This is a genomic window from Pseudomonas sp. Irchel 3A18 (assembly GCF_900187465.1).
GTDB lineage: Bacteria > Pseudomonadota > Gammaproteobacteria > Pseudomonadales > Pseudomonadaceae > Aquipseudomonas > Aquipseudomonas cichorii.
Window position 1 is genome coordinate 405,399 of sequence record NZ_FYDI01000006.1, and the last position, 26,616, is coordinate 432,014.

A 26,616-nucleotide genomic window follows, 5' to 3' on the forward strand; every position below is an offset into this window, starting at 1 on the left:
GATATTCCGGGCAAGTAAAAACACGGGCTCAGGCGAGCCGGCAATTCTAGACCTACCGCAGAAACGAATCAAGCCCCAAAAGGGGCTTGATTTGATTTCCCGACTCACCTGGCATCGATTTCTTGCGAAACCGACGACAGGTAGCGAGAGGTACGTCTTACCAGCTGGCTTTAACCAGACCCGGTACGTCGCCACGCATTGCTGCTTCACGCAGCTTGTTACGGCCCAGGCCGAACTTGCGATAGACGCCGTGTGGACGACCGGTGATGCGGCAACGGTTACGCATGCGCGAAGCGCTTGCGTCACGTGGTTGCTTCTGCAGAGCTACGGTAGCTTCCCAGCGCGCTTCTGGACTTGCGTTCAGATCAACGATGATTGCTTTGAGCGCTGCACGCTTCACGGCGAACTTGGCAACGGTGAGCTGACGCTTCAGCTCACGGTTTTTCATGCTCTTCTTGGCCATTTTCCTACTCCAATCAGTTGCGGAACGGGAATTTGAAAGCACGCAGCAGTGCGCGACCTTCATCATCGTTCTTGGCAGTGGTGGTCAGGGTAATGTCCAGACCGCGGAGAGCATCGATCTTGTCGTAGTCGATTTCCGGGAAGATGATCTGCTCTTTTACGCCCATGCTGTAGTTGCCACGACCATCAAAGGACTTGGCATTCAGGCCGCGGAAGTCGCGAACCCGAGGCAGGGAGATCGACAGCAGACGATCCAGGAACTCGTACATACGATCGCGGCGCAGAGTTACTTTGACGCCGATCGGCCAACCTTCACGGACTTTAAAGCCAGCGATGGATTTCCGAGCGTAAGTCACAACAACTTTTTGACCGGTGATCTTTTCCAGGTCAGCAACAGCGTGCTCGATGACTTTTTTGTCGCCGATCGCTTCGCCCAGACCCATGTTCAGGGTGATTTTGGTAACGCGCGGAACTTCCATCACGTTCGCCAGCTTAAGTTCTTCCTTAAGCTTCGGAGCGATTTCCTTCCGGTAAATCTCTTTTAGTCGTGCCATGGTCTTCTACCTAGCAGTGTTCAAGCATCAACCGCTTTTTGGGTCGACTTGAAGACACGAATTTTCTTGCCGTCTTCAACTTTGAAACCAACGCGGTCAGCCTTGTTGGTTGCGCCGTTGAAAATGGCGACGTTGGAAGCGTGCAGTGGCGCTTCTTTCTCGACGATACCGCCCTGTACGCCCGACATCGGGTTTGGCTTGGTATGACGCTTCACCAGGTTGATCCCACCAACGACCAGACGGTCGTCAGCGAGAACCTTGAGCACCTTACCGCGCTTACCTTTGTCTTTGCCGGCGATCACGATGATCTCGTCGTCACGACGAATCTTTTGCATGTCGGATCTCCTTACAGCACTTCTGGGGCGAGCGAGACGATCTTCATGAACTTCTCAGTACGAAGTTCACGGGTCACTGGCCCAAAGATACGGGTACCGATCGGCTCTTGCTTGTTGTTCAGAAGAACAGCAGCGTTGCCATCGAAGCGGATGATGGAGCCGTCTGCACGACGAACACCGTGGCGAGTGCGGACTACAACAGCAGTCATCACTTGGCCTTTTTTCACCTTACCGCGCGGAATTGCTTCCTTGACGGTCACTTTGATGATGTCACCGATACCAGCGTAACGACGATGGGAGCCACCCAGCACCTTGATGCACATAACGCGGCGAGCGCCGCTGTTATCGGCCACATCGAGCATGGATTGAGTCTGAATCATATAATTTCTCCGACCCCTAGTCCTTAGACTTCCACAGCGCGTTCGAGGATATCAACCAACGCCCAAGACTTGGTCTTGGCTACCGGACGAGTTTCACGAATAGTGACTTTGTCGCCGATATGGCACTGATTGGTTTCGTCGTGCGCGTGCAGCTTAGTCGAACGCTTAACGTATTTACCGTAGATCGGGTGCTTTACGCGACGCTCAATCAGAACGGTGATGGTCTTGTCCATCTTGTCGCTGACAACACGGCCAGTCAGCGTACGGACGGTTTTTTCGGCTTCAGCCATGATTACTTACCTGCCTGCTGGTTGAGCACAGTCTTCACGCGAGCGATGTCACGCTTAACTTGCGAGAGCAGGTGAGACTGCCCCAACTGGCCAGTTGCTTTCTGCATACGCAGATTGAACTGGTCGCGCAGCAGGCCGAGCAGTTGCTCGTTCAGCTGCTGTGCTGATTTTTCACGAAGTTCATTCGCTTTCATCACATCACCGTCCGCTTAACAAAGGAGGTGGCGAGCGGCAGCTTTGCAGCAGCCAGGGCGAAAGCCTCACGCGCCAGCTCTTCAGTAACACCCTCGATTTCATACAGGACTTTGCCTGGCTGAATCTGGGCAACCCAGTACTCGACGTTACCCTTACCTTTACCCATACGAACTTCTAGGGGCTTTTTGGAAATAGGCTTGTCCGGGAATACACGGATCCAGATCTTGCCGCCACGTTTAACGTGACGGGTCAGAGCACGACGCGCTGACTCGATCTGACGAGCGGTGAGACGACCACGAGCTACAGACTTCAGCGCGAACTCGCCGAAGCTGACTTTGCTACCGCGCAATGCCAGACCACGGTTGTGGCCAGTCATTTGCTTGCGGAACTTCGTACGCTTTGGTTGCAACATTTGGCGTACCCCTTACTTAGCAGCTTTTTTACGAGGCGCTGGTGCTTGTGGTTTCAGTTCTTCTTGGCGACCACCAATTACTTCGCCTTTGAAGATCCAAACCTTTACACCGATCACACCGTAGGTGGTGTGAGCTTCGTAGTTGGCATAGTCGATGTCGGCACGCAGGGTGTGCAGTGGCACACGACCTTCGCGATACCATTCAGTACGTGCGATTTCAGCACCGCCGAGACGACCGCTCACTTGGATTTTGATGCCTTTGGCACCAATGCGCATGGCGTTCTGTACAGCGCGCTTCATGGCGCGACGGAACATTACACGACGCTCCAGCTGCTGAGCTACGCTCTGCGCAACCAGCATACCGTCGAGCTCCGGCTTGCGGATCTCTTCGATATTGATGTGCACAGGCACACCCATTTGCTTGGTCAGGTCCTGACGCAGTTTCTCAACATCTTCACCTTTCTTCCCGATAACGATACCTGGACGAGCAGTGTGGATGGTGATACGTGCTGTCTGAGCCGGACGATGGATATCGATACGGCTTACGGACGCGCTTTTTAGTTTGTCTTGGAGGTACTCACGCACCTGCAGATCTGCCAGCAGGTAGTCTGCGTAAGTGCGACCGTCTGCGTACCAGACGGAGGTGTGCTCCTTGACGATTCCCAGGCGAATGCCAATGGGATGTACTTTCTGACCCATCTCTTCGACTCCGTTACTTGTCAGCGACCTTGACAGTGATATGGCAAGACCGCTTGACGATGCGATCAGCACGGCCTTTGGCACGTGGCATGATGCGCTTCAGCGAACGCCCTTCGTTGACGAAAACGGTTGAGACCTTCAGGTCATCAACGTCTGCGCCTTCGTTATGCTCGGCGTTGGCTACAGCCGACTCCAGCACTTTCTTCAGGATCTCGGCGGCTTTCTTACTGCTGAAAGCCAACAGGTTGAGCGCTTCGCCCACCTTCTTCCCGCGGATCTGGTCGGCGACCAAGCGGGCTTTCTGGGCGGAGATTCGAGCGCCCGACAACTTAGCGGCTACTTCCATCGTTCCTTACCCCTTAACGCTTGGCTTTCTTGTCTGCCACGTGCCCACGATAAGTGCGGGTACCGGCAAACTCGCCCAGTTTATGGCCGACCATGTCTTCGCTCACGAGAACTGGGACATGTTGACGACCGTTATGCACAGCAATGGTCAAACCGACCATTTGTGGCAGGATCATCGAACGACGCGACCAGGTTTTCACTGGTTTGCGATCGTTCTTTTCCGCCGCCACTTCGATCTTCTTCAGTAGGTGAAGATCAATAAAAGGACCTTTTTTCAGAGAACGTGGCACTGTCGTATCCCTCTATTTACTTGCGACGACGGACGATCATTTTGTCGGTACGCTTATTACCACGAGTCTTCGCGCCCTTAGTCGGGAAGCCCCACGGCGATACCGGATGACGACCACCAGAGGTACGACCTTCACCACCACCATGTGGGTGGTCAACCGGGTTCATGGCAACACCACGAACGGTTGGGCGAACGCCACGCCAGCGTTTGGCACCAGCTTTACCCAGGGAACGCAGGCTGTGCTCGGAGTTCGAGACTTCACCAAGCGTTGCACGGCATTCCGCCAGTACTTTACGCATCTCACCGGAGCGAAGACGCAGAGTAACGTACACACCTTCACGAGCGATCAGCTGTGCAGAAGCACCAGCGGAACGAGCGATCTGTGCGCCTTTACCTGGCTTCAGTTCGATGCCGTGTACGGTGCTACCAACTGGAATGTTGCGCAGTTGAAGAGCGTTGCCCGGCTTGATTGGAGCCAGAGCACCAGCGATCAGCTGGTCGCCAGCACTCACGCCTTTAGGGGCGATGATGTAGCGACGCTCGCCGTCTGCGTACAGCAGCAAAGCGATGTGAGCAGTACGGTTTGGATCGTATTCGATACGCTCGACAGTGGCAGCGATGCCATCTTTGTCGTTGCGACGGAAGTCAACCAAACGGTAATGCTGCTTATGACCACCACCCACGTGACGTGTAGTGATACGGCCATTGTTGTTACGACCACCAGACTTCGATTTTTTCTCGAGCAGCGGTGCGTGAGGAGCGCCTTTATGCAGCTCCTGGTTGACCACCTTGACCACAAAACGGCGGCCAGGGGAAGTCGGTTTGCATTTAACGATTGCCATGATGCACCCCTTCCTTACTCAGCACTGCTGCTGAAATCGAGATCTTGGCCTGGCTGAAGGGAGATAACTGCCTTCTTCCAGTCATTACGCTTGCCCAGACCGCGAGCAGTGCGTTTGCTCTTACCCAGAACATTCAGGGTAGTAACACGCTCTACTTTCACGCTGAACAGGCTTTCGACGGCCTTCTTGATTTCCAGCTTGGTTGCGTCAGTAGCAACCTTGAAAACGAACTGGCCTTTCTTGTCAGCCAGAACCGTGGCCTTCTCGGAAACGTGCGGGCCAAGTAGAACTTTAAATACGCGTTCCTGGTTCATCCCAGCAGCTCCTCGAATTTCTTCACGGCCGACACAGTGATCAACACTTTGTCGTATGCGATCAGACTAACTGGATCGGAACCTTGAACATCACGCACGTCGACGTGAGGCAGGTTACGAGCAGCCAGGTACAGATTCTGGTCAACAGCGTCAGACACGATCAGAACATCGGTCAGACCCATGCCATTCAGCTTGCCCAGCAGGTCTTTGGTTTTCGGTGCTTCGACAGCGAAGTCCTGAACCACGACCAGACGATCAGTACGGACCAGCTCACCAAGGATGGAACGCAGAGCAGCGCGATACATCTTCTTGTTGAGTTTCTGGGTGTGATCCTGAGGACGAGCTGCGAAAGTGGTACCGCCGCCACGCCAGATTGGGCTACGGATAGTACCGGCACGAGCGCGGCCAGTACCCTTCTGACGCCATGGGCGCTTACCGCCACCGGAAACGTCGGAACGGGTCTTTTGCTGCTTGCTGCCCTGACGACCGCCAGCCATGTAGGCTACGACTGCCTGGTGCACCAGTGTCTCGTTGAATTCGCCGCCAAATGTCAGTTCGGAAACTTCGATTGCTTGAGCGTCATTTACATTTAATTGCATGTCAGCTTCCCCTTAACCGCGAGCCTTGGCTGCTGGACGTACAACCAGATTGCCGCCAGTAGCGCCAGGAACAGCGCCCTTGACCAACAACAGATTGCGTTCAGCGTCCACGCGCACTACTTCGAGGGACTGCACGGTCACGCGCTCAGCGCCCATATGACCGGACATTTTTTTGCCCTTGAATACACGACCAGGAGTCTGGCACTGGCCGATAGAGCCTGGGACGCGGTGGGATACGGAGTTACCGTGGGTGTTATCCTGACCACGGAAATTCCAGCGCTTGATCGTACCCTGGAAGCCTTTACCTTTGGACTGACCGGTTACATCAACCAGTTGACCAGCAGCGAAGATTTCAGCGTTGATCAGATCGCCAGCCTTGTATTCGCCTTCTTCAAGACGGAATTCAAGAACAGTGCGACCAGCAGCTACGTTCGCCTTGGCGAAGTGGCCAGCTTGGGCAGCTGTAACACGCGAAGCACGACGCTCGCCGACAGTGACTTGCACTGCACGATAGCCATCGGTTTCTTCGGTTTTGAACTGAGTGACGCGATTCGGCTCGATCTCAATGACCGTGACCGGAATGGAGACACCTTCTTCGGTGAAAATACGGGTCATACCGCATTTACGACCGACTACACCAATAGTCATGTTGTAAACCTCATGAGTGTACGGGGCTTTCACCCGCTATGGCCGCCCATTTCAGAGCGTTACACGACTAAGACCCAAGTCTTAGCCGAGGCTGATCTGCACTTCCACACCGGCCGCAAGATCAAGCTTCATAAGAGCGTCAACGGTTTTATCCGTTGGCTGGACGATGTCCAGAACGCGCTTATGAGTGCGGATCTCGTACTGGTCGCGCGCGTCTTTGTTGACGTGCGGAGAAACCAGAACGGTGAACCGCTCTTTACGGGTCGGCAGTGGAATTGGACCACGCACCTGAGCACCAGTACGTTTCGCGGTTTCCACGATTTCCTGGGTTGATTGGTCGATCAGGCGATGGTCAAAAGCCTTCAACCTGATACGGATTTGCTGATTTTGCATTGGATTTCAGACTCCAGATTGCTGTTCCCACCGAGCGCAATACGCCCGTTAAAAGGAGGCGCAATTCTATAGACGAGCTAACAGAGTGTCAACCCAATAAAAAAGCCCCCGCAAGCGGGGGCTTTTTCTTGAATCAACGCTTAAGCGATGATTTTGGCTACGACGCCAGCGCCGACGGTACGACCGCCTTCACGGATAGCGAAACGCAGACCGTCTTCCATTGCGATTGGCTTGATCAGGGTAACGGAAACTTTCACGTTATCACCTGGCATTACCATCTCAACGCCTTCCGGCAGTTCGCAGCTACCAGTTACGTCGGTAGTACGGAAGTAGAACTGTGGACGGTAGCCTTTGAAGAACGGAGTGTGACGACCGCCTTCTTCTTTGCTCAGAACGTAGATTTCAGCTTCGAACTGAGTGTGCGGCTTGACGGTGCCTGGCTTGACCAGAACCTGGCCACGCTCAACGTCGTCACGCTTGGTGCCACGCAGCAGAACGCCGCAGTTCTCACCAGCACGGCCTTCGTCCAGCAGCTTGCGGAACATCTCAACGCCAGTGCAAGTAGTTTTGGTAGTATCACGCAGACCTACGATCTCTACTTCTTCCTGGATCTTGATGATGCCACGCTCAACACGACCAGTTACAACAGTACCGCGACCGGAGATCGAGAACACGTCTTCGATTGGCATCAGGAACGGCTTGTCGATAGCGCGCTCTGGCTCTGGGATGTAGCTGTCCAGAGTTTCAACCAGCTTCTTGACAGCCGAAGTACCCATCTCGTTGTCGTCCTGGCCGTTCAGAGCCATCAGAGCCGAACCGATGATGATCGGGGTGTCGTCGCCTGGGAAGTCGTAAGTGCTCAGCAGATCGCGCACTTCCATCTCAACCAGTTCCAGCAGCTCAGCGTCGTCAACCATGTCAGCCTTGTTCAGGAAGACAACGATGTACGGAACGCCAACCTGACGGGACAGCAGGATGTGCTCACGAGTTTGTGGCATCGGACCATCAGCGGCCGAGCAAACCAGGATCGCACCGTCCATCTGGGCAGCACCGGTGATCATGTTTTTTACGTAGTCGGCGTGACCTGGGCAGTCAACGTGTGCGTAGTGACGCACGGACGAATCGTATTCAACGTGAGCGGTGTTGATGGTGATACCGCGAGCTTTCTCTTCCGGGGCGCTGTCGATCTTGTCGAAGTCAACCTTTGCGGAACCGAAAACTTCGGAGCAAACGCGAGTCAGAGCAGCGGTCAGAGTGGTTTTACCGTGGTCAACGTGACCGATGGTGCCAACGTTGACGTGCGGTTTGTTACGTTCAAATTTTTCTTTAGCCACGACAGTGAACTCCTAGCCTAAAGGGGCTGAATCAGCCTTGTTTTTTAACGATAGCTTCGACGACATTCGACGGAGCTTCGGAGTATTTGGAGAATTCCATAGAGTAGCTCGCGCGACCCTGAGACATGGAACGGACGTCGGTCGCATAACCGAACATCTCACCCAACGGAACTTCGGCGCGGATAACCTTGCCGGAAACCGTATCTTCCATACCCTGGATCAGACCACGACGACGGTTCAGGTCACCCATCACGTCACCCATGTAGTCCTCAGGTGTTACAACTTCAACCTTCATGATCGGCTCAAGAACAACACCACCACCTTTGGTAGCCAGTTGCTTGGTCGCCATGGAGGCCGCCACCTTGAACGCCATCTCGTTGGAGTCGACGTCGTGGTAAGAACCATCGAAAACGGTAGCCTTCAGGCCGATCAGCGGATAGCCGGCAACAACACCGTTCTTCATCTGCTCTTCGATACCCTTCTGGATAGCCGGGATGTATTCCTTAGGAACAACACCACCCACTACTTCGTTCACGAATTGCAGACCTTCCTGACCTTCGTCAGCAGGGGCAAAACGGATCCAGCAATGGCCAAACTGACCACGACCGCCGGACTGACGAACGAACTTGCCTTCGATCTCACAAGCCTTCGTGATCTTCTCACGATAGGAAACCTGTGGTTTACCGATGTTGGCTTCGACGTTGAACTCACGGCGCATCCGGTCAACCAGGATGTCCAGGTGCAATTCGCCCATGCCAGAGATGATCGTTTGACCAGTCTCTTCATCAGTCTTGACGCGGAAAGACGGGTCTTCCTGAGCAAGCTTGCCCAGAGCGATACCCATTTTTTCCTGGTCATCCTTGGTTTTTGGCTCAACGGCAACCGAAATAACCGGCTCCGGGAAGTCCATACGAACCAGGATGATTGGCTTTTCAGCGGAGCAGAGGGTATCACCAGTGGTGACGTCCTTCATGCCGATCAGGGCCGCGATGTCGCCAGCGCGAACTTCCTTGATCTCTTCACGGGTGTTTGCGTGCATTTGCACCATACGACCCACGCGCTCTTTCTTGCCTTTTACCGAGTTGATCACGCCGTCGCCGGAGCTCAACACGCCCGAGTAAACACGAGCAAAGGTCAAGGTACCCACGAATGGGTCGGTAGCGATCTTGAACGCCAGAGCCGAGAACGGCTCGTTGTCGTCTGCATGACGCTCCATTTCAACAGTCTCGTCATCCGGATCGGAACCCTTGATGGCAGGAATGTCGACTGGCGCAGGCAGATAGTCGATAACGGCGTCGAGAACCAGGGGAACACCCTTGTTCTTGAAGGAAGAACCACAAACAGCAAGAACGATTTCGCCAGCGATTGTACGCTGACGCAGTGCGCCCTTGATTTCCTCGATGGAAAGCTCTTCGCCTTCGAGGTACTTGTTCATCAGCTCTTCGTTGGCTTCAGCAGCAGCTTCAACCATGTTGCTGCGCCACTCTTCAGCCAATTCCTGCAGTTCAGCAGGAATCGCTTCGCGACGAGCAGCCATACCCTTGTCAGCATCATCCCAGTACACAGCCTCCATGGTCATCAGATCGATCTGACCCTGGAAATTGTCTTCTGAACCGATAGCCAACTGGATTGGCACTGGAGTGTGACCCAGACGCTGCTTGATCTGACCGATCACGCGCAGGAAGTTCGCACCAGCACGGTCCATCTTGTTTACATAAACAAGACGCGGAACGCCGTATTTGTTGGCTTGACGCCATACGGTTTCCGACTGAGGCTCAACGCCCGAAGTGCCGCAGAAAACCACGACAGCACCGTCGAGAACACGCAGCGAACGCTCTACTTCAATAGTGAAGTCAACGTGGCCGGGGGTATCGATGATGTTGAAGCGATACTTGTCGAATTGCTTGGCAGAACCAGCCCAGAAGGCTGTGGTTGCAGCGGAAGTAATGGTAATACCCCGCTCCTGCTCTTGAACCATCCAGTCCATGGTCGCGGCGCCATCATGCACCTCGCCCATTTTGTGGTTTACGCCTGTGTAAAAAAGGACGCGCTCGGTGGTCGTGGTTTTACCAGCATCCACGTGAGCAACGATACCGATGTTACGGTAGCGGTTAATCGGAGTAGTACGAGCCATAAAGCCCTCGCAAAATTAGTGACGCCGGAATTAGAAGCGGTAGTGCGAGAAAGCTTTGTTGGCTTCAGCCATACGGTGCACGTCTTCACGCTTCTTAACTGCAGCACCTTTACCTTCGGCGGCGTCCAACAGTTCGCCAGCCAAACGCAGAGCCATAGACTTTTCGCCACGCTTGCGCGCGAAGTCTACCAGCCAGCGCATTGCCAATGCATTACGACGGGACGGACGAACTTCAACCGGAACCTGATAAGTAGCACCGCCTACACGGCGCGACTTCACTTCGACCAGCGGAGCGATGGCGTCGAGAGCTTTCTCGAAGATTTCCAGGGGGTCGCTGTTCTTGCGTTCTTTAACCTTGTCCAGCGCGCCATAAACGATACGCTCGGCAACGGCTTTCTTGCCGCTTTCCATCACGTGGTTCATGAACTTGGCTAGGATTTGGCTTCCGTATTTTGGATCGTCAAGCACTTCGCGCTTGGCTGCTACGCGTCTTCTTGGCATGGATAAGCCCTCAAACGGTCTTCAGGTTAGCTCGGAACCACCATCCCTTTAGGAATGCGTCCGACCTTACTCTTATCGACTCAGAAAAATAGAAATCTGCAAACTCAATCAGAAGCCGAATACTACTTAGGCTTCTTGGTACCGTATTTCGAGCGACCCTGGTTACGACCTTTAACGCCGGAAGTATCCAAAGAACCACGAACGGTGTGATAACGAACACCTGGCAAGTCTTTTACACGACCGCCACGGATCAGTACCACGCTGTGCTCTTGCAGGTTGTGACCTTCACCACCGATGTACGAGGAAACCTCGAAACCGTTGGTCAGGCGCACACGGCAGACTTTACGCAATGCCGAGTTAGGTTTTTTCGGCGTGGTGGTATACACACGAGTGCACACACCGCGACGTTGCGGGCAGTTCTGCAGCGCAGGCACGTCGGATTTCTCGACGATACGCTTACGCGGCTGACGTACCAGCTGGTTGATAGTTGCCATCTACTAGCTCCACTGTTGTCTTGCGACGCTATTGTCTTACAAGAAAGCAAATGACAGGGCGTAAGCCCCGCCAAATTTAGGGGTACAAGAGTCTAAAGAGGATCCTGCCCCCAGTCAAGACAAAGCCCCGACCTCTTCTCCCGACGAACACAGCAAAAGACTGTGGTCGCCGGAAGAAAAATGCCGAGGCTTTACTCTTAATTACCGCTGGAGTTCAACGCTTCAGTCAGAGCGGCTTCTACTTCGCTCGCGCTGACACGCAACGGTTTGTCGATATCACGGCGACGCTTGCGCTCGCTGTGGTATGCCAGACCGGTACCAGCCGGGATCAGACGACCCACGACTACGTTTTCCTTCAGGCCGCGCAGGTAGTCACGCTTGCCGGTTACTGCCGCTTCGGTCAGTACGCGGGTTGTCTCCTGGAAGGAGGCCGCGGAGATGAACGACTCGGTGGACAGGGAAGCTTTGGTGATACCCAGCAATACACGAGTGAACTTGGAGACAAACTTGTCTTCCGTGCTCAGACGCTCGTTCTCTACGAGAACGTGAGTCAGCTCCATCTGGTCGCCCTTGATGAAACTGGAATCGCCGGATTCGGCAATCTCAACTTTACGCAGCATCTGACGCAGGATGGTCTCGATGTGCTTGTCGTTGATCTTCACGCCCTGCAGACGATAAACGTCCTGGATCTCGTTGACGATGTACTTGGCGAGAGCACTTACACCCAGCAGACGCAGGATGTCGTGCGGATCGCTAGGACCGTCGGAAATAACTTCACCACGGTTGACCTGCTCACCTTCAAACACGTTCAGGTGACGCCATTTCGGGATCAGCTCTTCGTACGGATCGCTACCGTCGTTCGGAGTGATGACCAGACGGCGCTTGCCTTTGGTCTCTTTACCGAACGCGATGGTGCCGCTGACTTCAGCAAGAATCGACGCCTCTTTCGGACGACGAGCTTCGAACAGGTCGGCAACACGCGGCAGACCACCGGTGATGTCACGGGTTTTCGAAGTTTCTTGCGGGATACGAGCGATAACATCACCGATCGCGATCTGCGCACCGTCCGCCACGCCAACCAGGGCGTTTGCTGGCAGGAAGTACTGAGCCGGTACGTCAGTACCTGGCAGCAGCAGATCCTTGCCATCCAGGCCCACCATCTTGACGGCAGGACGAATGTCTTTACCGGCAGCTGGACGGTCCTTGGCATCAAGAACTTCAATGTTGGTCATACCGGTCAATTCGTCTGTCTGACGCTTGATCGTGATGCCTTCTTCCATGCCCACGTAGGTCACGGTACCTTTCATTTCGGTGACGATCGGGTGGGTGTGCGGATCCCACTTGGCCACGATCGAACCAGCGTCGACCTTGTCGCCTTCCTTCACCGAAATCACTGCACCGTAAGGCAGCTTGTAACGCTCACGCTCACGACCGAAGTCATCAGCGATGGCCAGCTCACCGGAACGGGACACAGCTACCAGGTGGCCATCCACTCGCTCAACGTGTTTCAGGTTGTGCAGACGAACAGTACCGCCGTTCTTGACCTGGACGCTGTCGGCAGCCGAAGTACGGCTTGCAGCACCACCGATGTGGAACGTACGCATTGTCAGCTGGGTACCAGGCTCACCGATCGACTGGGCGGCGATAACGCCGACAGCTTCACCGATGTTGACCTGATGACCACGAGCCAGGTCGCGACCGTAGCACTTGGCGCAGATGCCGTAGCGGGTTTCACAGCTGATTGGCGAGCGAACGATCACTTCGTCGATGCTGTTCAGCTCGATGAATTCGACCCACTTCTCGTCTACCAGCGTGCCAGCAGGCACGATGACGTCTTCGGTACCTGGCTTGAATACGTCACGGGCGATGACTCGACCCAGAACGCGCTCACCCAGAGGCTCTACAACGTCACCGCCTTCAATGTGCGGAGTCATCAGCAGGCCATGCTCGGTACCGCAATCAACTTCGGTAACGACCAGATCCTGGGCAACGTCCACCAGACGACGGGTCAGGTAACCGGAGTTCGCGGTTTTCAACGCGGTATCCGCAAGACCTTTACGAGCACCGTGAGTCGAGATGAAGTACTGAAGTACGCTCAGGCCCTCACGGAAGTTCGCAGTGATCGGCGTCTCGATGATCGAGCCATCCGGCTTGGCCATCAGACCACGCATACCGGCCAGCTGACGAATCTGTGCAGCGGAACCCCGGGCACCGGAGTCAGCCATCATGTACATCGAGTTGAAGGATTCCTGGTCAACAGTCTCACCGTGACGGTCGACAACCTTCTCTTTCGAGAGGTTCGACATCATCGCCTTGGAGACTTCATCGTTGGCCTTGGACCAAAGGTCGATCACCTTGTTGTACTTCTCGCCCTGAGTTACCAGGCCCGAGGCGTACTGACTTTCGATTTCTTTAACTTCTTCGGTAGCAGCATCGATGATGCGAGCTTTTTCATCCGGGATAACGAAATCGTTAACACCGATCGAAACACCCGAAATGGTCGAATAGGCAAAACCGGTATACATCAGCTGGTCAGCGAAAATGACGGTCTCTTTCAGACCAACCACGCGATAGCACTGGTTGATCAGCTTGGAGATCGCCTTTTTCTTCATCGGCTGGTTGACGACGTCATAGGACAGGCCGGCCGGAACCACCTGGAACAGCAGCGCACGGCCGACAGTGGTGTCGACGATACGGGTGTTCTTGACGCTGCCGCCATCACGATCATTGATCGTTTCATGGATACGGACTTTGACCTTGGCGTGCAGAGCTGCTTCGCCGGCGCGGAATACGCGGTCGACTTCCTGCAGATCCGCAAACACACGACCTTCGCCCTTGGCGTTGATCGCTTCACGAGTCATGTAGTACAGACCCAGTACAACGTCCTGCGAAGGAACGATGATTGGCTCACCATTCGCTGGCGAAAGGATGTTGTTGGTCGACATCATCAGCGCACGCGCTTCGAGCTGGGCTTCCAGCGTCAGCGGTACGTGAACGGCCATCTGGTCACCGTCGAAGTCGGCGTTGTATGCCGCACAGACCAGAGGGTGAAGCTGGATTGCCTTGCCTTCGATCAGAACCGGCTCGAACGCCTGGATACCCAGACGGTGAAGCGTCGGTGCACGGTTGAGCAGGACCGGGTGTTCGCGAATCACTTCAGCAAGAACGTCCCAGACCTCTGGCAGCTCGCGCTCGACCATTTTCTTGGCAGCTTTGATGGTCGTGGCCAGGCCACGCATTTCCAGCTTGCCGAAAATGAACGGCTTGAACAGCTCGAGAGCCATTTTCTTCGGCAGACCGCACTGGTGCAGACGCAGGGTCGGACCAACGGTAATTACCGAACGACCAGAGTAGTCAACACGCTTACCGAGCAAGTTCTGACGGAAACGACCTTGCTTACCCTTGATCATGTCAGCCAGGGATTTCAGAGGACGCTTGTTGGAACCGGTGATAGCGCGGCCACGACGACCGTTGTCGAGCAGAGCATCGACAGCTTCCTGCAACATACGCTTTTCGTTGCGCACGATGATGTCCGGAGCGGACAGATCCAGCAGGCGCTTCAAACGGTTGTTACGGTTGATCACTCGACGATACAGATCGTTGAGGTCGGAAGTCGCGAAACGACCACCATCCAGCGGAACCAGAGGACGCAGATCTGGCGGCAGAACCGGCAGAACGGTCAGGACCATCCACTCAGGCAGGTTGCCCGAGCCCTGGAAGGCTTCCATCAGTTTCAGACGCTTGGACAGCTTCTTGATCTTGGTTTCGGAGTTGGTTTGCGGAATCTCTTCACGCAGACGGCCAATCTCGTGCTCCAGATCGATAGCGTGCAGCAGTTCACGGACAGCTTCGGCACCCATGCGGGCATCGAAATCATCACCGAACTCTTCCAGCGCTTCGAAGTACTGCTCGTCGTTCAGCAGCTGACCTTTTTCAAGAGTGGTCATACCCGGATCGATAACGACATAGCTCTCGAAATAGAGAACGCGTTCGATATCACGCAGGGTCATGTCCATCAGCAGGCCGATACGGGACGGCAGGGACTTCAGGAACCAGATGTGGGCAACCGGCGAAGCCAGTTCGATGTGGGCCATGCGCTCACGACGAACTTTTGCCAGTGCAACTTCAACGCCGCACTTCTCGCAGATGACACCACGGTGCTTCAGGCGCTTGTACTTACCGCACAAGCACTCGTAATCCTTGACCGGGCCAAAGATCTTGGCGCAGAACAGACCGTCACGCTCAGGCTTGAACGTACGGTAGTTGATGGTTTCCGGCTTTTTAACTTCACCGAACGACCACGAGCGGATCATCTCAGGCGACGCCAACCCGATACGGATCGCGTCAAACTCTTCGACTTGACCCTGGTTTTTCAGCAAATTCAGTAGGTCTTTCAAGGCTTTCCCTCCTGGCGGAGCAGGGAGCGGGCCATACGGCACCGCTCCCGATTCGCGTCACGTGTTATTCGGTTTCCAGATCGATATCGATACCGAGCGAACGGATTTCTTTGATCAACACGTTGAAGGACTCGGGCATGCCCGGCTCCATACGGTGATCGCCGTCCACGATGTTTTTGTACATCTTGGTACGACCGTTCACATCGTCCGACTTCACTGTGAGCATTTCTTGCAGAGTGTACGCCGCGCCGTATGCTTCCAGCGCCCACACTTCCATCTCCCCGAAACGCTGACCACCGAACTGCGCCTTACCACCCAGCGGCTGCTGGGTAACCAGGCTGTAAGAACCAGTGGAACGCGCGTGCATCTTGTCGTCCACCAAGTGGTTCAGCTTCAGCATGTACATGTAGCCAACAGTTACAGCGCGCTCAAACTTGTTGCCGGTACGACCGTCAAACAGTTGCATCTGGCCGCTTTCCGGCATGTCTGCCAGCTTGAGCATTGCCTTGATTTCACGCTCTTTGGCACCGTCGAAAACCGGAGTAGCCATAGGTACGCCATTGCGAAGGTTCTTCGCGAGATCCTGGATTTCCTTGTCGGAGAGGTCATCCAGACTTTCCTGGCGACCGCCGATTTCGTTGTAGATCTCGTTGAGGAACTTACGCAACTCAGCAACTTTACGCTGTTCTTCGAGCATGCGATTGATCTTCTCGCCCAGACCTTTGGCCGCGAGGCCCAGGTGGGTTTCGAGAATCTGACCAACGTTCATACGCGAAGGTACGCCCAGCGGGTTGAGGACGATATCCACAGGCGTGCCGTTGGCATCGTGCGGCATATCTTCAACCGGCATGATCACGGAGACCACACCCTTGTTACCGTGGCGACCGGCCATCTTGTCGCCCGGCTGGATGCGACGACGGATTGCCAGGTAGACCTTGACGATTTTCAGAACGCCTGGAGCAAGGTCATCACCCTGCTGCAGCTTGCGCTTCTTGTCTTCAAACTTGTCATCGAGCAGGCGACGACGATCAACGATGTAAGCCTGTGCTTTTTCAAGCTGCTCGTTCAGAGCATCTTCAGCCATGCGCAGTTTGAACCACTGACCATGCTCAAGACCGTCCAGGACCTCATCGGTGATTTCCTGACCTTTCTTAAGGCCAGCACCGCCTTCAACCACGCGACCAACCAGAGCAGCACGCAGACGCTCGAAAGTAGCGCCTTCGACGATACGGAACTCTTCGTTCAGATCCTTGCGGATCTCGTCGAGTTGCGACTTCTCGATGGACAGTGCGCGAGCATCACGCTCTACACCATCACGGGTGAAGACCTGAACGTCGATGACAGTGCCCTTGGTACCGGTAGGTACACGCAGGGAAGTGTCTTTAACGTCGCTGGCTTTTTCACCGAAGATGGCGCGCAGCAGTTTTTCTTCCGGAGTCAGCTGGGTTTCACCTTTAGGGGTGACCTTGCCAACCAGGATGTCGCCGGCGCCCACTTCAGCACCGACATAAACGATACCGGCTTCGTCCAGCTTGTTCAGAGCCGCTTCACCCACGTTCGGGATGTCAGCCGTGATTTCCTCTGGGCCAAGCTTGGTGTCACGAGCAACGCAAGTCAGTTCCTGGATATGGATCGTGGTGAAACGATCCTCCTGAACCACACGCTCGGACAGACAGATGGAGTCTTCGAAGTTGAAACCGTTCCAGGCCATGAACGCGATGCGCATGTTCTGACCCAGAGCCAGTTCACCCATGTCGGTGGACGGACCGTCTGCCATGATGTCGCTGCGCTGAACGCGATCACCCTTGCTCACCAGCGGACGCTGGTTGATGCAGGTGTTCTGGTTCGAACGGGTGTACTTGGTCAGGTTGTAGATATCTACACCCGCCTCGCCCGTTTCAACTTCGTCATCGGCAACACGCACAACGATACGGCTTGCATCGACCGAGTCGATCACCCCGCCACGACGAGCCACGACGCAGACGCCGGAGTCACGAGCAACGTTGCGCTCCATGCCGGTACCTACCAGCGGCTTGTCGGCACGCAGGGTTGGTACAGCCTGACGCTGCATGTTCGAACCCATCAACGCACGGTTGGCGTCGTCGTGCTCGAGGAACGGAATCAGGGAAGCTGCGACCGAAACTACCTGCTTGGGCGAAACGTCCATCAGGGTTACGTCGGCAGGCGCCTTGACGGTAAATTCGTTCAGGTGACGAACGGCTACCAGCTCGTCGATCAGTTCCTGCTTGTCGTTCATTGCGGCCGAAGCCTGTGCAATGACGTGGTCCGCCTCTTCGATTGCCGAAAGGAAAACGATTTCGTCGGTTACCAGGCCTTCCTTGACAACGCGGTACGGGCTCTCGAGGAAACCATACTGGTTGGTACGGGCATAGGCCGCCAAGGAGTTGATCAGACCGATGTTCGGACCTTCCGGCGTTTCAATCGGGCATACACGACCGTAGTGAGTCGGGTGTACGTCACGGACTTCAAAGCCGGCGCGCTCACGAGTCAGACCACCAGGGCCGAGTGCAGAAACACGACGCTTGTGGGTAATCTCGGACAGCGGGTTGTTCTGGTCCATGAACTGGGAAAGCTGGCTGGAACCGAAGAACTCCTTGACTGCCGCTGCGACAGGCTTGGCGTTGATCAGGTCCTGAGGCATCAGGCCTTCGCTTTCTGCCATGGACAGACGTTCTTTTACAGCACGCTCTACGCGGACCAGACCAACACGGAACTGGTTCTCGGCCATTTCGCCAACGCAACGAACACGACGGTTACCCAGGTGATCGATGTCATCGACAATGCCTTTACCGTTACGGATATCGACGAGAGTCTTCAGAACAGCAACGATGTCTTCCTTGCACAGGACGCCCGAACCTTCGATCTCGGTGCGACCGATACGACGGTTGAACTTCATGCGGCCTACAGCAGACAGGTCATAGCGCTCTGGGCTGAAGAACAGGTTGTTGAACAGTGTTTCTGCGGCATCTTTGGTCGGCGGCTCACCAGGGCGCATCATGCGATAGATTTCGACCAGGGCTTCCAGTTGGTTGCCGGTGGAGTCGATCTTCAAGGTGTCGGAGATGAACGGACCGCAATCGATGTCGTTGGTGTACAGAGTCTCGATCCGAACGACCTGGGCCTTGGCGATTTTTGCCAGGATTTCAGTGTTCAGTTCGGTGTTGCATTCAGCGATGATTTCACCAGTCGCAGGATGCACGATGACCTTGGCGGTAGTGCGGCCCAGGACGTAGTCCAGCGGCACTTCCAGCTCTTTGATACCGGCCTTTTCCAGCTGATTGATGTGACGAGCGGTAATACGGCGACCTTGCTCGACAATAACCTTGCCGCTGCCATCCAGGATATCGAGGACAGCAATTTCACCACGCAGGCGCTGAGGCACCAGCTCCAGGCTCAGGTTTTCACCGCGAACATGGAAAACGTTGGTGGTATAGAACGCATCAAGCACTTGCTCGGTCGTGTAACCCAGAGCGCGCAGCAGTACGGAAGCAGGCAGCTTGCGACGACGGTCGATACGGACGAATACGCAGTCTTTCGGATCGAACTCGAAGTCCAGCCACGAACCACGGTAAGGAATGATGCGAGCGGAGTACAGCAGCTTGCCGGAGCTGTGCGTCTTACCACGATCGTGGTCGAAGAATACGCCTGGCGAACGGTGAAGCTGGGACACGATTACACGCTCGGTACCGTTGATAACGAAGGTACCGTTTTCAGTCATCAGGGGGATTTCACCCATGTAGACTTCTTGCTCTTTGATGTCCTTGATCGCTTTGTTCGACGACTCTTTGTCGAAGATGATCAGACGGACCTTGACTCGCAGAGGTACAGCGTAAGTCACACCGCGCAGCACGCACTCTTTGACATCAAATGCCGGTTCGCCCAAGCGATAACCTACATACTCCAGCGCAGCATTGCCGGAGTAGCTGATGATCGGGAAAACGGATTTGAAGGCTGCATGCAGACCGACGTCGCGGAACTGATCTTTGGTCGCTCCCGCCTGCAGGAATTCGCGATACGAATCCAGCTGGATGGCCAGTAGATACGGCACATCCATTACGTCCGGCAACTTGCTAAAGTCCTTGCGGATACGTTTTTTCTCAGTATATGAGTAAGCCATCAGCGTTCCCCAGCTTGGTCACCTGCTTGTTTGGCTCCCTCCGACGGAAGCAGCCAGAAAATCGTGCAAACCCCTTGGTCTGCGCCACCATCTTGGTGGTTCTTGCACGTTATGGACGCTGGCAAAGCCAATCGTCTGTAACGGAAAAAGGCCGGTGGCAAAAGCCACCAGCCATCAGCCTTTCGCTTAACGCGTGGGCTGGACGTTCAAAATCGATGCTTATTTCAGCTCGACTTTGGCGCCTGCTTCTTCCAGAGCAGCTTTGGCTTTTTCAGCAGCGTCTTTAGCTACTGCTTCCAGAACCATTGCTGGAGCGCCGTCAACGACTGCCTTGGCTTCTTTCAGGCCCAGACCGGTCAGTTCACGAACTGCTTTAATGACGTTAACTTTCTTCTCGCCAGCTTCGGTCAGCATGACGTTGAATTCGGTTTGCTCTTCAACAACAGCAGCAGCAACAGCTGGACCAGCCGAAGCAGCGGCAGCAGTTACGCCGAATTTCTCTTCGAAAGCCTTGATCAGTTCAACAACCTGCAGAACGGACATCTCGGCTACTGCGTTGAGGATATCGTCTTGAGAGATAGACATGAATCTAATTCCTGAATTGGGGGACGGCCTACGCGACCATCGAAATAAACAAAAATACGCGAGAGAAAATGCTCAGCCTTAGGCTGCGGCAGCTTCTTTCTGGTCGCGAACAGCCGCCAGAGTACGAGCCAATTTGCTGGTAGCGCCTTGAATCACGCTCATCAGCTGGGAAATTGCTTCGTCACGGGTCGGCAAGGTAGCCAGTACGTCGATCTGATTAGCTGCGAGGAACTTGCCCTCGAACGCAGCTGCCTTGATCTCGAACTTGTCCTGACCTTTCGCAAACTCTTTGAACAAACGCGCAGCAGCGCCTGGATGCTCATTGGAGAAGGCGATCAAGGTCGGGCCTGTGAACGCATCGTTGAGGACACTGTATTCAGTACCTTCAACAGCGCGCTTGAGCAGGGTGTTACGTACAACACGTACGTATACGCCAGCTTCACGAGCCTCTTTACGGAGTCCGGTCATTGCGCCTACTGTAACGCCACGGGCATCAGCCACGACAGCGGACAGAGCGACTTTGGCAGCCTCGTTGACTTCAGCGACGATGGCCTTCTTGTCTTCGAGTTTAATTGCCACGGGTTTAACTCCTGCTTGTTACCGTTTCATCGGGCCTGAGCCTGATGTCGTTTTGGTGTCTGATTCGGTAAGGAACCGGGAGCACCATCTGCGTAGGCTTGTGGTTTAAGACTTGCGTCGCCTACGGTCTTGGATAGCCCCCGCCAGGCAGGGACCCCAATCTTTTAGTAACACAAAACTGTGTTACTTCTGCCTTACGCGTCCAGGGAACCTTGGTCGATGACCAGGCCCGGGCCCATGGTGGTGCTCAGGGTAACGCGCTTGACGTAGATACCTTTCGAGGAAGCAGGCTTGATGCGCTTGAGATCAGCGATCAGGGCTTCAACGTTTTCCTTCAGCTTGACTGCGTCGAAACCGACCTTGCCAACGGAAGTGTGGATGATGCCGTTTTTGTCGGTGCGATAACGAACCTGACCAGCCTTCGCGTTCTTGACGGCGTTAGCGACGTCAGGAGTAACGGTACCGACTTTAGGGTTAGGCATCAGGCCACGTGGACCCAGAACCTGACCCAACTGACCAACAACACGCATTGCATCAGGAGAAGCAATGACTACGTCGTAGTTCAGGTCGCCAGCTTTCATTTCGGCAGCCAGATCGTCCATGCCAACGCGATCAGCACCGGCAGCCAGAGCAGCTTCAGCAGCCGGGCCTTGGGTGAAGACAGCAACACGTACGGTTTTACCGGTACCGTGCGGCAGAACGGTTGCGCTACGAACAACCTGGTCGGATTTACGAGGATCGACGCCCAGGTTAACAGCAACGTCTACGGACTCGCTGAACTTGACGGTAGACAGCTCGGTCAGCAGAGCAGCAGCGTCTACGAAGTTGTAGGCCTTGCCAGCTTCAAGCTTGCTAGCGATTGCCTTTTGACGTTTGGTCAACTTAGCCATTACACACCCTCCACGTTAAGGCCCATGCTACGAGCGGAACCGGCGATAGTACGCACGGCCGCTTCCAGGTCTGCAGCTGTCAGATCAGCGCTTTTTGCTTTAGCGATGTCTTCCAGCTGAGCACGAGTCACGGTGCCAACTTTAACGGTGTTCGGGCGAGCCGAGCCGCTGGTCAAGCCTGCAGCTTTCTTCAGCAGAACAGAGGCAGGAGTACTTTTTGTTTCAAAAGTGAAGCTACGGTCGCTGTATACAGTGATGATCACTGGAGTCGGCAAGCCTGGCTCAAGACCCTGAGTACGGGCGTTGAATGCTTTACAGAATTCCATGATGTTCACACCGTGCTGACCCAGAGCAGGACCAACTGGCGGGCTAGGGTTAGCCTGAGCGGCTTTCACTTGCAGCTTGATGTATGCGGTTATCTTCTTGGCCATGAGGCACTCCAATTACGGGTTCAAACGCCTTTTAAGGCTCCCCGGCTACTTACACGTATATCCCAGTGACGAAAAAACCCCACAGCCTTAGGCTGCGGGGTATGGGATTCCAGCTCAGTTATGCCTTTTCGACCTGACTGAACTCCAGCTCTACCGGAGTAGAACGTCCGAAAATGAGCACAGCCACTTGGATACGGCTCTTTTCGTAGTTAACTTCTTCAACCGTGCCATTAAAATCAGCGAACGGACCATCGGTGACGCGAACAACTTCACCTGGCTCGAACAGTGTTTTTGGCTTCGGCTTATCGCTGCCATCAGCAACACGACGCAGAATGGCTTCTGCTTCTTTGTCGGTGATTGGAGCTGGCTTATCAGCAGTACCACCGATAAAGCCCATGACGCGAGGAGTATCCTTGACCAAGTGCCAAGTACCCTCATTCATTTCCATCTGTACAAGCACATAACCTGGAAAGAACTTACGCTCGCTTTTGCGCTTCTGGCCATTACGCATTTCAACCACTTCTTCAGTGGGAACCAGAATTTCGCCGAAGCCATCTTCCATGCCTGCCAGCTTCACACGCTCGATCAACGAGCGCATTACATGCTTCTCGTAACCCGAGTAAGCATGCACTACGTACCAACGCTTAGCCACGGGACACCCTTAGCCAACTATCAAGGAAACAAGCCAGCCGAGCAGGGAATCTAGCCCCCACAACAGCAACGCCATGACCAGAACGACAGCCACCACAATCAAAGTGGTCTGCGTGGTCTCTTGGCGAGTAGGCCATACGACTTTACGGATCTCTGCGCGTGCTTCTTTTGCCAGGACAAAGAAAGCCTTGCCTTTACCGGTTTGAAGAGCAACAAACGCAGCAACGGCAGCAATCACAAGAAGCACGAGAACACGATACAGAATCGGAGCGGACGAGTAATACTGATTACCGACGACACCAACCACAACCAAAGCGACTACCAAGAGCCATTTCAGCGAGTCAAAGCGCGAGTCTGATGCTTCAGCCTTGTGATTCATCTACGGAGATCCTGTGAAAAGAAAGCCAGATTACATCTAGGGAATCTGGCAGGTCAGGAGGGAATCGAACCCCCAACCTACGGTTTTGGAGACCGTCGCTCTGCCAATTGAGCTACTGACCTAAAAGCAAAATCAGGCCGACCATTATGCGGACCCGACAAGAGTTTTTCAACACTTCATTCAGAAACCATCAGCAGGCGCTGCTGACAGAGACTGAAAGCTTTAAGCGAGACACTTCAAGAGTGAAACCACTTAAAACAAAGGCAGATATTTGCATATCTGCCTTTGAACAATGGAGCTCTTGAGCGGATTTGAACCGCTGACCTCACCCTTACCAAGGGTGTGCTCTACCAACTGAGCTACAAGAGCGAAACACTTTGCAAGAACCACAAGCATGGAGCGGGTAGCGGGAATCGAACCCGCATCATCAGCTTGGAAGGCTGAGGTTCTACCACTAAACTATACCCGCACAACTTGCAGCTCACGCTAAATATGGTGGAGGGGGAAGGATTCGAACCTTCGAAGTCGTAGACGTCAGATTTACAGTCTGATCCCTTTGGCCGCTCGGGAACCCCTCCTAAGCGAGGCAGCATTCTCAATGCTTACTGCCCTTCTGTCAACCTTTTTCTCATTAAAAACCTGAGGTTACATGCGTTGACTACTGCTGCTTCACTTGCGAAGTTTACACCTCACTGCGAAGCGGGCGCCATTCTATGCAAACTAATCGGCAGTTGCAATGCCCTCACAAGACATTATTTTGTTTTTTAATTGCGGGAAATCCTGAAGCAACTGATTGAGCATGCCATCACCGACCAGACGACGACTTTCAGGGGAGATCCTGAGCCAGTAGCTTGTCACACCACCCGACGGCAAGACCTGAAACTGCGACTGCACATCCAGGCTATTGAGACGCTGCTCGACAGCACGCGCCTCCTCCTGGCGTGGAAACCCCCCAAGATACAGACAGCTACTTTCAGCCTCACGGGAGGCGTGCCCCACGTCGGACTCACTAAGCAGCCGGATATCCTGCTGAGGAGCACGGTACAACGACAAAGGCAGCACCTCCTTGGCACGCAAAGGAGCTTCTTGCTGATGCCAGATGTAATAAAAGGCATTGAGCATCAACAACAAAAGGAATAGCCAACGCATAAAAACCTCAGCGCAACGGACAGGCTAGAGCAAGACCGACGAAAACCAGGTCAGGCACCACTCGAACATCAGTCAGGACATCCTCGACCAGCCCCGCATCGCCGCCGGTTACGAAGACACAAAAATCATCACCCCAGTAAGCGCGCGCCAGTTCCAGCTGCGTCAGGGCAAAGCCTCGCAGCATCAGGGAACAACCGCGCTCAACCGCCTCCGAGGTTGCACGCCCCGGAACGAAGCTGACCAGCGCACGCTCGGCCGCAGCATCATCGTATCGAATACGCCGCGTATGGGTGCGCAACTGGTTACGCATCAACGGCATCCCCGGACATATGAAGCCTCCCAGGTGCCGACCATCTACATCAACGAAATCAGAGGTCACAGCCGTACCGAGATCAATGACCAGGCACGCCCTTCGGGCTATGTGATAAGCACCGACAAAGGCAAGCCAGCGGTCGAGCCCCAGACGCTCGTAGTCGTCGTATCCATTCTCAACCCCCGCCAACTCTCTTGCGGGCGCCGCACAAACAGGATGAATCGCGAAAGCTTGAACAAGGGCCGCCACAAGCTTCTCGGTTTCCTCGGTGCTACGGACACTGACCAGGCGGCAGGCACTCAACTTCAACCCTGGAAGGTGCAGCAAATGCTCCAGCAGCGCACTATCGGAATCAACGACGCCACCTGCAAATCGGGCTATGCCTCCTACATCAATTACACGCCACTTGATGAAGCTATTCCCACAGTCGAGTTCAAGTATCATCACGCAACCTCAGGCTGAGCTCACCACCACTAAAGCTTTTCTCCACGCCACCTACATCGAGGCGCAACGCACCCAGCACATCAACCCCCAAGACTACGCCCTCGACGACCTCGACACCCGAAAGCAGGGTGACAGCGCAGCCCTGCCACAAGTGTCCTTGCTCCCACTCAGCCTGAAACGCTGAAAAACCTTTCTCACGATGCAAGGCGAGCAAGGCATCAAGCTTTTGACTCAAACGGGCAGCCAGACTATTGCGATCAGAAAGGGCGCCCGCCTCAAGACGCAGAGACGTCCAGGACTGATCCACGTCGACAGAGGTCTGCATATTGACGTTGACGCCTATGCCTATCACGACATGACACACATCTGCAGGATCACCGATCAACTCAAGAAGGATGCCGGCAATCTTGCGCCGCCCTACAAGAACATCATTAGGCCACTTGAGGCCGGCCCCCTTGACTCCCGACTCACGCAGGACCTGCATGACAGCAAGCCCGACCAGCAGGCTGAGCCCTTCGAGCTGACGCATTCCGCCATCCACGCGCAACGCCAGACTGTAATACAGGTTCTCACCAAAGGGGCTCACCCACTTGCGACCACGACGCCCTCTCCCAGCCGTCTGGCTTTCCGCCAGGACCAGCATAGGCATGGCAGCGCCCTGGCCAATCTGACGTACCGCTTCGGCATTTGTAGAGTCGACCGAATCTGCAACATGGACAGACCAGCCCGCAGGAAACCCCATTTGCGATATGGACGACGCAGACAGAAGAGAAACCGGACTGGCAAGCCGATAGCCACGGCCACGCACCTTATGAACCTCAACGCCCAACTCAGCCTCAAGCTGTTGAAGCCGCTTCCATACGGCGCTTCGACTGACGCCGAGCACATCACCCAAAACCTGCCCGGAGTGAAACTCGCCATCGGCCAGAAGCCTTAACAAGGTCATCATGTAAATATCGCCTAGCAATGAGGCACGCATGATAGCCACGCAAGCCTGGGATGCATAGAAACGAAAAAGTGTTTTTCGAGCCTGAAAAGACAAAACCCCCACCTGCGTTCGCAGATGGGGGTTCTGAATTTGAATCTTGACGATGACCTACTCTCACATGGGGAAACCCCACACTACCATCGGCGATGCATCGTTTCACTGCTGAGTTCGGGATGGGATCAGGTGGTTCCAATGCTCTATGGTCGTCAAGAAATTCGGTAGCCGGTGCGTACTTGAGTACGTACCCGCGAATGGGTGTGTAATAGGTTTGTTTCGGTAATCTGTGTGTGGCGCAAACTTTCGGTTCGTCATCTTCACTACACCACAATCCGCTCTTCGCAAATTGCTTGGGTGTTATATGGTCAAGCCTCACGGGCAATTAGTATGGGTTAGCTCAATGCCTCACAGCACTTACACACCCCACCTATCAACGTCGTAGTCTTCGACGGCCC

At 54.6% G+C, this 26,616-nt stretch carries 30 protein-coding genes, 4 tRNA genes and 2 rRNA genes; all 36 read right to left on the reverse strand.

Annotated features, from left to right (window positions below; genetic code table 11):
- Positions 1-157: 157 nt before the first annotated feature.
- Positions 158-463, reverse strand: a complete 306-nt coding sequence (gene rpsN / locus CKW23_RS15165) for a 30S ribosomal protein S14 (RefSeq protein WP_025262049.1) — start codon at positions 461-463, stop codon at positions 158-160.
- A gap of 13 nt (positions 464-476) precedes the next feature.
- Entirely contained in the window at positions 477-1,016 is a 540-nt protein-coding gene (gene rplE, locus CKW23_RS15170) for a 50S ribosomal protein L5 (RefSeq protein ID WP_004883677.1), read from the reverse strand.
- A gap of 20 nt (positions 1,017-1,036) precedes the next feature.
- A complete protein-coding gene (gene rplX / locus CKW23_RS15175; protein ID WP_002555478.1) occupies positions 1,037-1,351 on the reverse strand; it encodes a 50S ribosomal protein L24 in 315 nt (104 codons plus the stop codon).
- An 11-nt stretch (positions 1,352-1,362) separates the two neighbouring features.
- Positions 1,363-1,731, reverse strand: coding sequence for a 50S ribosomal protein L14 (gene rplN, locus CKW23_RS15180; RefSeq protein ID WP_002555479.1), 369 nt, complete (start codon positions 1,729-1,731; stop codon positions 1,363-1,365).
- Positions 1,732-1,754: 23 nt separating this feature from the next.
- The gene (rpsQ, locus tag CKW23_RS15185; RefSeq protein ID WP_002555480.1) at positions 1,755-2,021 is read right to left on the reverse strand and encodes a 30S ribosomal protein S17; all 267 of its coding nucleotides are present in this window, start codon (positions 2,019-2,021) and stop codon (positions 1,755-1,757) included.
- 2 nt (positions 2,022-2,023) lie between these two features.
- Positions 2,024-2,215, reverse strand: a complete 192-nt coding sequence (rpmC, locus tag CKW23_RS15190; protein WP_002555481.1) for a 50S ribosomal protein L29 — start codon at positions 2,213-2,215, stop codon at positions 2,024-2,026.
- Positions 2,215-2,628, reverse strand: a complete 414-nt coding sequence (gene rplP / locus CKW23_RS15195) for a 50S ribosomal protein L16 (protein ID WP_025262050.1) — start codon at positions 2,626-2,628, stop codon at positions 2,215-2,217. The genes rpmC and rplP overlap by 1 nt, the downstream gene beginning before the upstream one ends.
- A 12-nt stretch (positions 2,629-2,640) precedes the next feature.
- The gene (gene rpsC, locus CKW23_RS15200) at positions 2,641-3,327 is read right to left on the reverse strand and encodes a 30S ribosomal protein S3 (protein ID WP_025262051.1); all 687 of its coding nucleotides are present in this window, start codon (positions 3,325-3,327) and stop codon (positions 2,641-2,643) included.
- 13 nt (positions 3,328-3,340) lie between these two features.
- On the reverse strand, positions 3,341-3,673 hold the full coding sequence (gene rplV / locus CKW23_RS15205) for a 50S ribosomal protein L22 (protein ID WP_002555485.1): 333 nt from the start codon (positions 3,671-3,673) through the stop codon (positions 3,341-3,343).
- A gap of 13 nt (positions 3,674-3,686) precedes the next feature.
- Complete coding sequence (rpsS, locus tag CKW23_RS15210; protein ID WP_004883670.1) at positions 3,687-3,962, reverse strand: 30S ribosomal protein S19; 276 nt, start codon at positions 3,960-3,962, stop codon at positions 3,687-3,689.
- Between the two features lie 16 nt (positions 3,963-3,978).
- Positions 3,979-4,803 (reverse strand): 50S ribosomal protein L2, encoded by an 825-nt coding sequence (gene rplB, locus CKW23_RS15215; protein WP_007924198.1) that lies wholly within the window; start codon positions 4,801-4,803, stop codon positions 3,979-3,981.
- 14 nt (positions 4,804-4,817) lie between these two features.
- A complete protein-coding gene (gene rplW / locus CKW23_RS15220) occupies positions 4,818-5,117 on the reverse strand; it encodes a 50S ribosomal protein L23 (RefSeq protein WP_002555488.1) in 300 nt (99 codons plus the stop codon).
- Entirely contained in the window at positions 5,114-5,716 is a 603-nt protein-coding gene (gene rplD, locus CKW23_RS15225; protein ID WP_025262052.1) for a 50S ribosomal protein L4, read from the reverse strand. Before rplD ends, rplW begins: the two co-directional genes overlap by 4 nt.
- Before the next feature lie 12 nt (positions 5,717-5,728).
- On the reverse strand, positions 5,729-6,364 hold the full coding sequence (gene rplC, locus CKW23_RS15230) for a 50S ribosomal protein L3 (protein ID WP_025262053.1): 636 nt from the start codon (positions 6,362-6,364) through the stop codon (positions 5,729-5,731).
- An 81-nt stretch (positions 6,365-6,445) separates the two neighbouring features.
- Positions 6,446-6,757 (reverse strand): 30S ribosomal protein S10, encoded by a 312-nt coding sequence (gene rpsJ, locus CKW23_RS15235; protein ID WP_003186070.1) that lies wholly within the window; start codon positions 6,755-6,757, stop codon positions 6,446-6,448.
- A gap of 140 nt (positions 6,758-6,897) precedes the next feature.
- Positions 6,898-8,091, reverse strand: coding sequence for an elongation factor Tu (gene tuf, locus CKW23_RS15240; protein ID WP_025262054.1), 1,194 nt, complete (start codon positions 8,089-8,091; stop codon positions 6,898-6,900).
- A gap of 31 nt (positions 8,092-8,122) precedes the next feature.
- Complete coding sequence (gene fusA / locus CKW23_RS15245; RefSeq protein WP_095067809.1) at positions 8,123-10,225, reverse strand: elongation factor G; 2,103 nt, start codon at positions 10,223-10,225, stop codon at positions 8,123-8,125.
- A gap of 30 nt (positions 10,226-10,255) precedes the next feature.
- A complete protein-coding gene (rpsG, locus tag CKW23_RS15250; protein WP_010490886.1) occupies positions 10,256-10,726 on the reverse strand; it encodes a 30S ribosomal protein S7 in 471 nt (156 codons plus the stop codon).
- Between the two features lie 122 nt (positions 10,727-10,848).
- Positions 10,849-11,220 (reverse strand): 30S ribosomal protein S12, encoded by a 372-nt coding sequence (gene rpsL / locus CKW23_RS15255; RefSeq protein ID WP_002555494.1) that lies wholly within the window; start codon positions 11,218-11,220, stop codon positions 10,849-10,851.
- A gap of 197 nt (positions 11,221-11,417) precedes the next feature.
- Positions 11,418-15,617 carry a DNA-directed RNA polymerase subunit beta' gene (gene rpoC, locus CKW23_RS15260; protein WP_025262056.1) on the reverse strand — a complete coding sequence of 1,400 codons (4,200 nt, stop codon included), beginning with the start codon at positions 15,615-15,617 and terminating at the stop codon, positions 11,418-11,420.
- 64 nt (positions 15,618-15,681) lie between these two features.
- Complete coding sequence (rpoB, locus tag CKW23_RS15265; RefSeq protein ID WP_025262057.1) at positions 15,682-19,755, reverse strand: DNA-directed RNA polymerase subunit beta; 4,074 nt, start codon at positions 19,753-19,755, stop codon at positions 15,682-15,684.
- A 219-nt stretch (positions 19,756-19,974) separates the two neighbouring features.
- Positions 19,975-20,340, reverse strand: coding sequence for a 50S ribosomal protein L7/L12 (rplL, locus tag CKW23_RS15270; RefSeq protein WP_025262058.1), 366 nt, complete (start codon positions 20,338-20,340; stop codon positions 19,975-19,977).
- A gap of 78 nt (positions 20,341-20,418) precedes the next feature.
- A complete protein-coding gene (rplJ, locus tag CKW23_RS15275) occupies positions 20,419-20,919 on the reverse strand; it encodes a 50S ribosomal protein L10 (RefSeq protein WP_025262059.1) in 501 nt (166 codons plus the stop codon).
- 194 nt (positions 20,920-21,113) lie between these two features.
- On the reverse strand, positions 21,114-21,809 hold the full coding sequence (gene rplA / locus CKW23_RS15280; protein ID WP_025262060.1) for a 50S ribosomal protein L1: 696 nt from the start codon (positions 21,807-21,809) through the stop codon (positions 21,114-21,116).
- Entirely contained in the window at positions 21,809-22,240 is a 432-nt protein-coding gene (gene rplK / locus CKW23_RS15285; protein ID WP_025262061.1) for a 50S ribosomal protein L11, read from the reverse strand. Before rplK ends, rplA begins: the two co-directional genes overlap by 1 nt.
- A gap of 118 nt (positions 22,241-22,358) precedes the next feature.
- Entirely contained in the window at positions 22,359-22,892 is a 534-nt protein-coding gene (nusG, locus tag CKW23_RS15290; RefSeq protein WP_025262062.1) for a transcription termination/antitermination protein NusG, read from the reverse strand.
- Positions 22,893-22,901: 9 nt separating this feature from the next.
- Complete coding sequence (secE, locus tag CKW23_RS15295) at positions 22,902-23,270, reverse strand: preprotein translocase subunit SecE (protein ID WP_095067810.1); 369 nt, start codon at positions 23,268-23,270, stop codon at positions 22,902-22,904.
- A 46-nt stretch (positions 23,271-23,316) separates the two neighbouring features.
- Positions 23,317-23,392 (reverse strand) — tRNA-Trp (locus CKW23_RS15300).
- Positions 23,393-23,563: 171 nt separating this feature from the next.
- Positions 23,564-23,639, reverse strand: a tRNA-Thr gene (locus CKW23_RS15305).
- A gap of 26 nt (positions 23,640-23,665) precedes the next feature.
- A tRNA-Gly gene (locus CKW23_RS15310) sits at positions 23,666-23,739 on the reverse strand.
- Positions 23,740-23,763: 24 nt separating this feature from the next.
- Positions 23,764-23,848, reverse strand: a tRNA-Tyr gene (locus CKW23_RS15315).
- A gap of 142 nt (positions 23,849-23,990) precedes the next feature.
- Positions 23,991-24,419 (reverse strand): hypothetical protein, encoded by a 429-nt coding sequence (locus tag CKW23_RS15320; RefSeq protein WP_025262064.1) that lies wholly within the window; start codon positions 24,417-24,419, stop codon positions 23,991-23,993.
- 7 nt (positions 24,420-24,426) lie between these two features.
- Positions 24,427-25,176 (reverse strand): pantothenate kinase, encoded by a 750-nt coding sequence (locus CKW23_RS15325; RefSeq protein ID WP_025262065.1) that lies wholly within the window; start codon positions 25,174-25,176, stop codon positions 24,427-24,429.
- Complete coding sequence (gene birA / locus CKW23_RS15330; protein WP_025262066.1) at positions 25,166-26,125, reverse strand: bifunctional biotin--[acetyl-CoA-carboxylase] ligase/biotin operon repressor BirA; 960 nt, start codon at positions 26,123-26,125, stop codon at positions 25,166-25,168. The genes CKW23_RS15325 and birA overlap by 11 nt, the downstream gene beginning before the upstream one ends.
- A gap of 134 nt (positions 26,126-26,259) precedes the next feature.
- Positions 26,260-26,375: ribosomal RNA gene (rrf, locus tag CKW23_RS15335) — 5S ribosomal RNA — on the reverse strand.
- Between the two features lie 147 nt (positions 26,376-26,522).
- Positions 26,523-26,616: ribosomal RNA gene (locus CKW23_RS15340) — 23S ribosomal RNA — on the reverse strand; the annotation flags it as partial.

Bases quoted from the DNA above. Each gene is read 5' to 3' on its own strand.
- rpsN (WP_025262049.1), bottom strand. From the start codon at position 463: ATGGCCAAGAAGAGCATGAAAAACCGTGAGCTGAAGCGTCAGCTCACC.
- rplE (WP_004883677.1), bottom strand. From the start codon at position 1,016: ATGGCACGACTAAAAGAGATTTACCGGAAGGAAATCGCTCCGAAGCTT.
- rplX (WP_002555478.1), bottom strand. From the start codon at position 1,351: ATGCAAAAGATTCGTCGTGACGACGAGATCATCGTGATCGCCGGCAAA.
- rplN (WP_002555479.1), bottom strand. From the start codon at position 1,731: ATGATTCAGACTCAATCCATGCTCGATGTGGCCGATAACAGCGGCGCT.
- rpsQ (WP_002555480.1), bottom strand. From the start codon at position 2,021: ATGGCTGAAGCCGAAAAAACCGTCCGTACGCTGACTGGCCGTGTTGTC.
- rpmC (WP_002555481.1), bottom strand. From the start codon at position 2,215: ATGAAAGCGAATGAACTTCGTGAAAAATCAGCACAGCAGCTGAACGAG.
- rplP (WP_025262050.1), bottom strand. From the start codon at position 2,628: ATGTTGCAACCAAAGCGTACGAAGTTCCGCAAGCAAATGACTGGCCAC.
- rpsC (WP_025262051.1), bottom strand. From the start codon at position 3,327: ATGGGTCAGAAAGTACATCCCATTGGCATTCGCCTGGGAATCGTCAAG.
- rplV (WP_002555485.1), bottom strand. From the start codon at position 3,673: ATGGAAGTAGCCGCTAAGTTGTCGGGCGCTCGAATCTCCGCCCAGAAA.
- rplB (WP_007924198.1), bottom strand. From the start codon at position 4,803: ATGGCAATCGTTAAATGCAAACCGACTTCCCCTGGCCGCCGTTTTGTG.
- rplW (WP_002555488.1), bottom strand. From the start codon at position 5,117: ATGAACCAGGAACGCGTATTTAAAGTTCTACTTGGCCCGCACGTTTCC.
- rplD (WP_025262052.1), bottom strand. From the start codon at position 5,716: ATGCAATTAAATGTAAATGACGCTCAAGCAATCGAAGTTTCCGAACTG.
- rplC (WP_025262053.1), bottom strand. From the start codon at position 6,364: ATGACTATTGGTGTAGTCGGTCGTAAATGCGGTATGACCCGTATTTTC.
- rpsJ (WP_003186070.1), bottom strand. From the start codon at position 6,757: ATGCAAAATCAGCAAATCCGTATCAGGTTGAAGGCTTTTGACCATCGC.
- fusA (WP_095067809.1), bottom strand. From the start codon at position 10,225: ATGGCTCGTACTACTCCGATTAACCGCTACCGTAACATCGGTATCGTT.
- rpsG (WP_010490886.1), bottom strand. From the start codon at position 10,726: ATGCCAAGAAGACGCGTAGCAGCCAAGCGCGAAGTGCTTGACGATCCA.
- rpsL (WP_002555494.1), bottom strand. From the start codon at position 11,220: ATGGCAACTATCAACCAGCTGGTACGTCAGCCGCGTAAGCGTATCGTC.
- rpoB (WP_025262057.1), bottom strand. From the start codon at position 19,755: ATGGCTTACTCATATACTGAGAAAAAACGTATCCGCAAGGACTTTAGC.
- rplL (WP_025262058.1), bottom strand. From the start codon at position 20,340: ATGTCTATCTCTCAAGACGATATCCTCAACGCAGTAGCCGAGATGTCC.
- rplA (WP_025262060.1), bottom strand. From the start codon at position 21,809: ATGGCTAAGTTGACCAAACGTCAAAAGGCAATCGCTAGCAAGCTTGAA.
- rplK (WP_025262061.1), bottom strand. From the start codon at position 22,240: ATGGCCAAGAAGATAACCGCATACATCAAGCTGCAAGTGAAAGCCGCT.
- secE (WP_095067810.1), bottom strand. From the start codon at position 23,270: ATGAATCACAAGGCTGAAGCATCAGACTCGCGCTTTGACTCGCTGAAA.
- CKW23_RS15320 (WP_025262064.1), bottom strand. From the start codon at position 24,419: ATGCGTTGGCTATTCCTTTTGTTGTTGATGCTCAATGCCTTTTATTAC.
- CKW23_RS15325 (WP_025262065.1), bottom strand. From the start codon at position 25,176: ATGATACTTGAACTCGACTGTGGGAATAGCTTCATCAAGTGGCGTGTA.
- birA (WP_025262066.1), bottom strand. From the start codon at position 26,125: ATGATGACCTTGTTAAGGCTTCTGGCCGATGGCGAGTTTCACTCCGGG.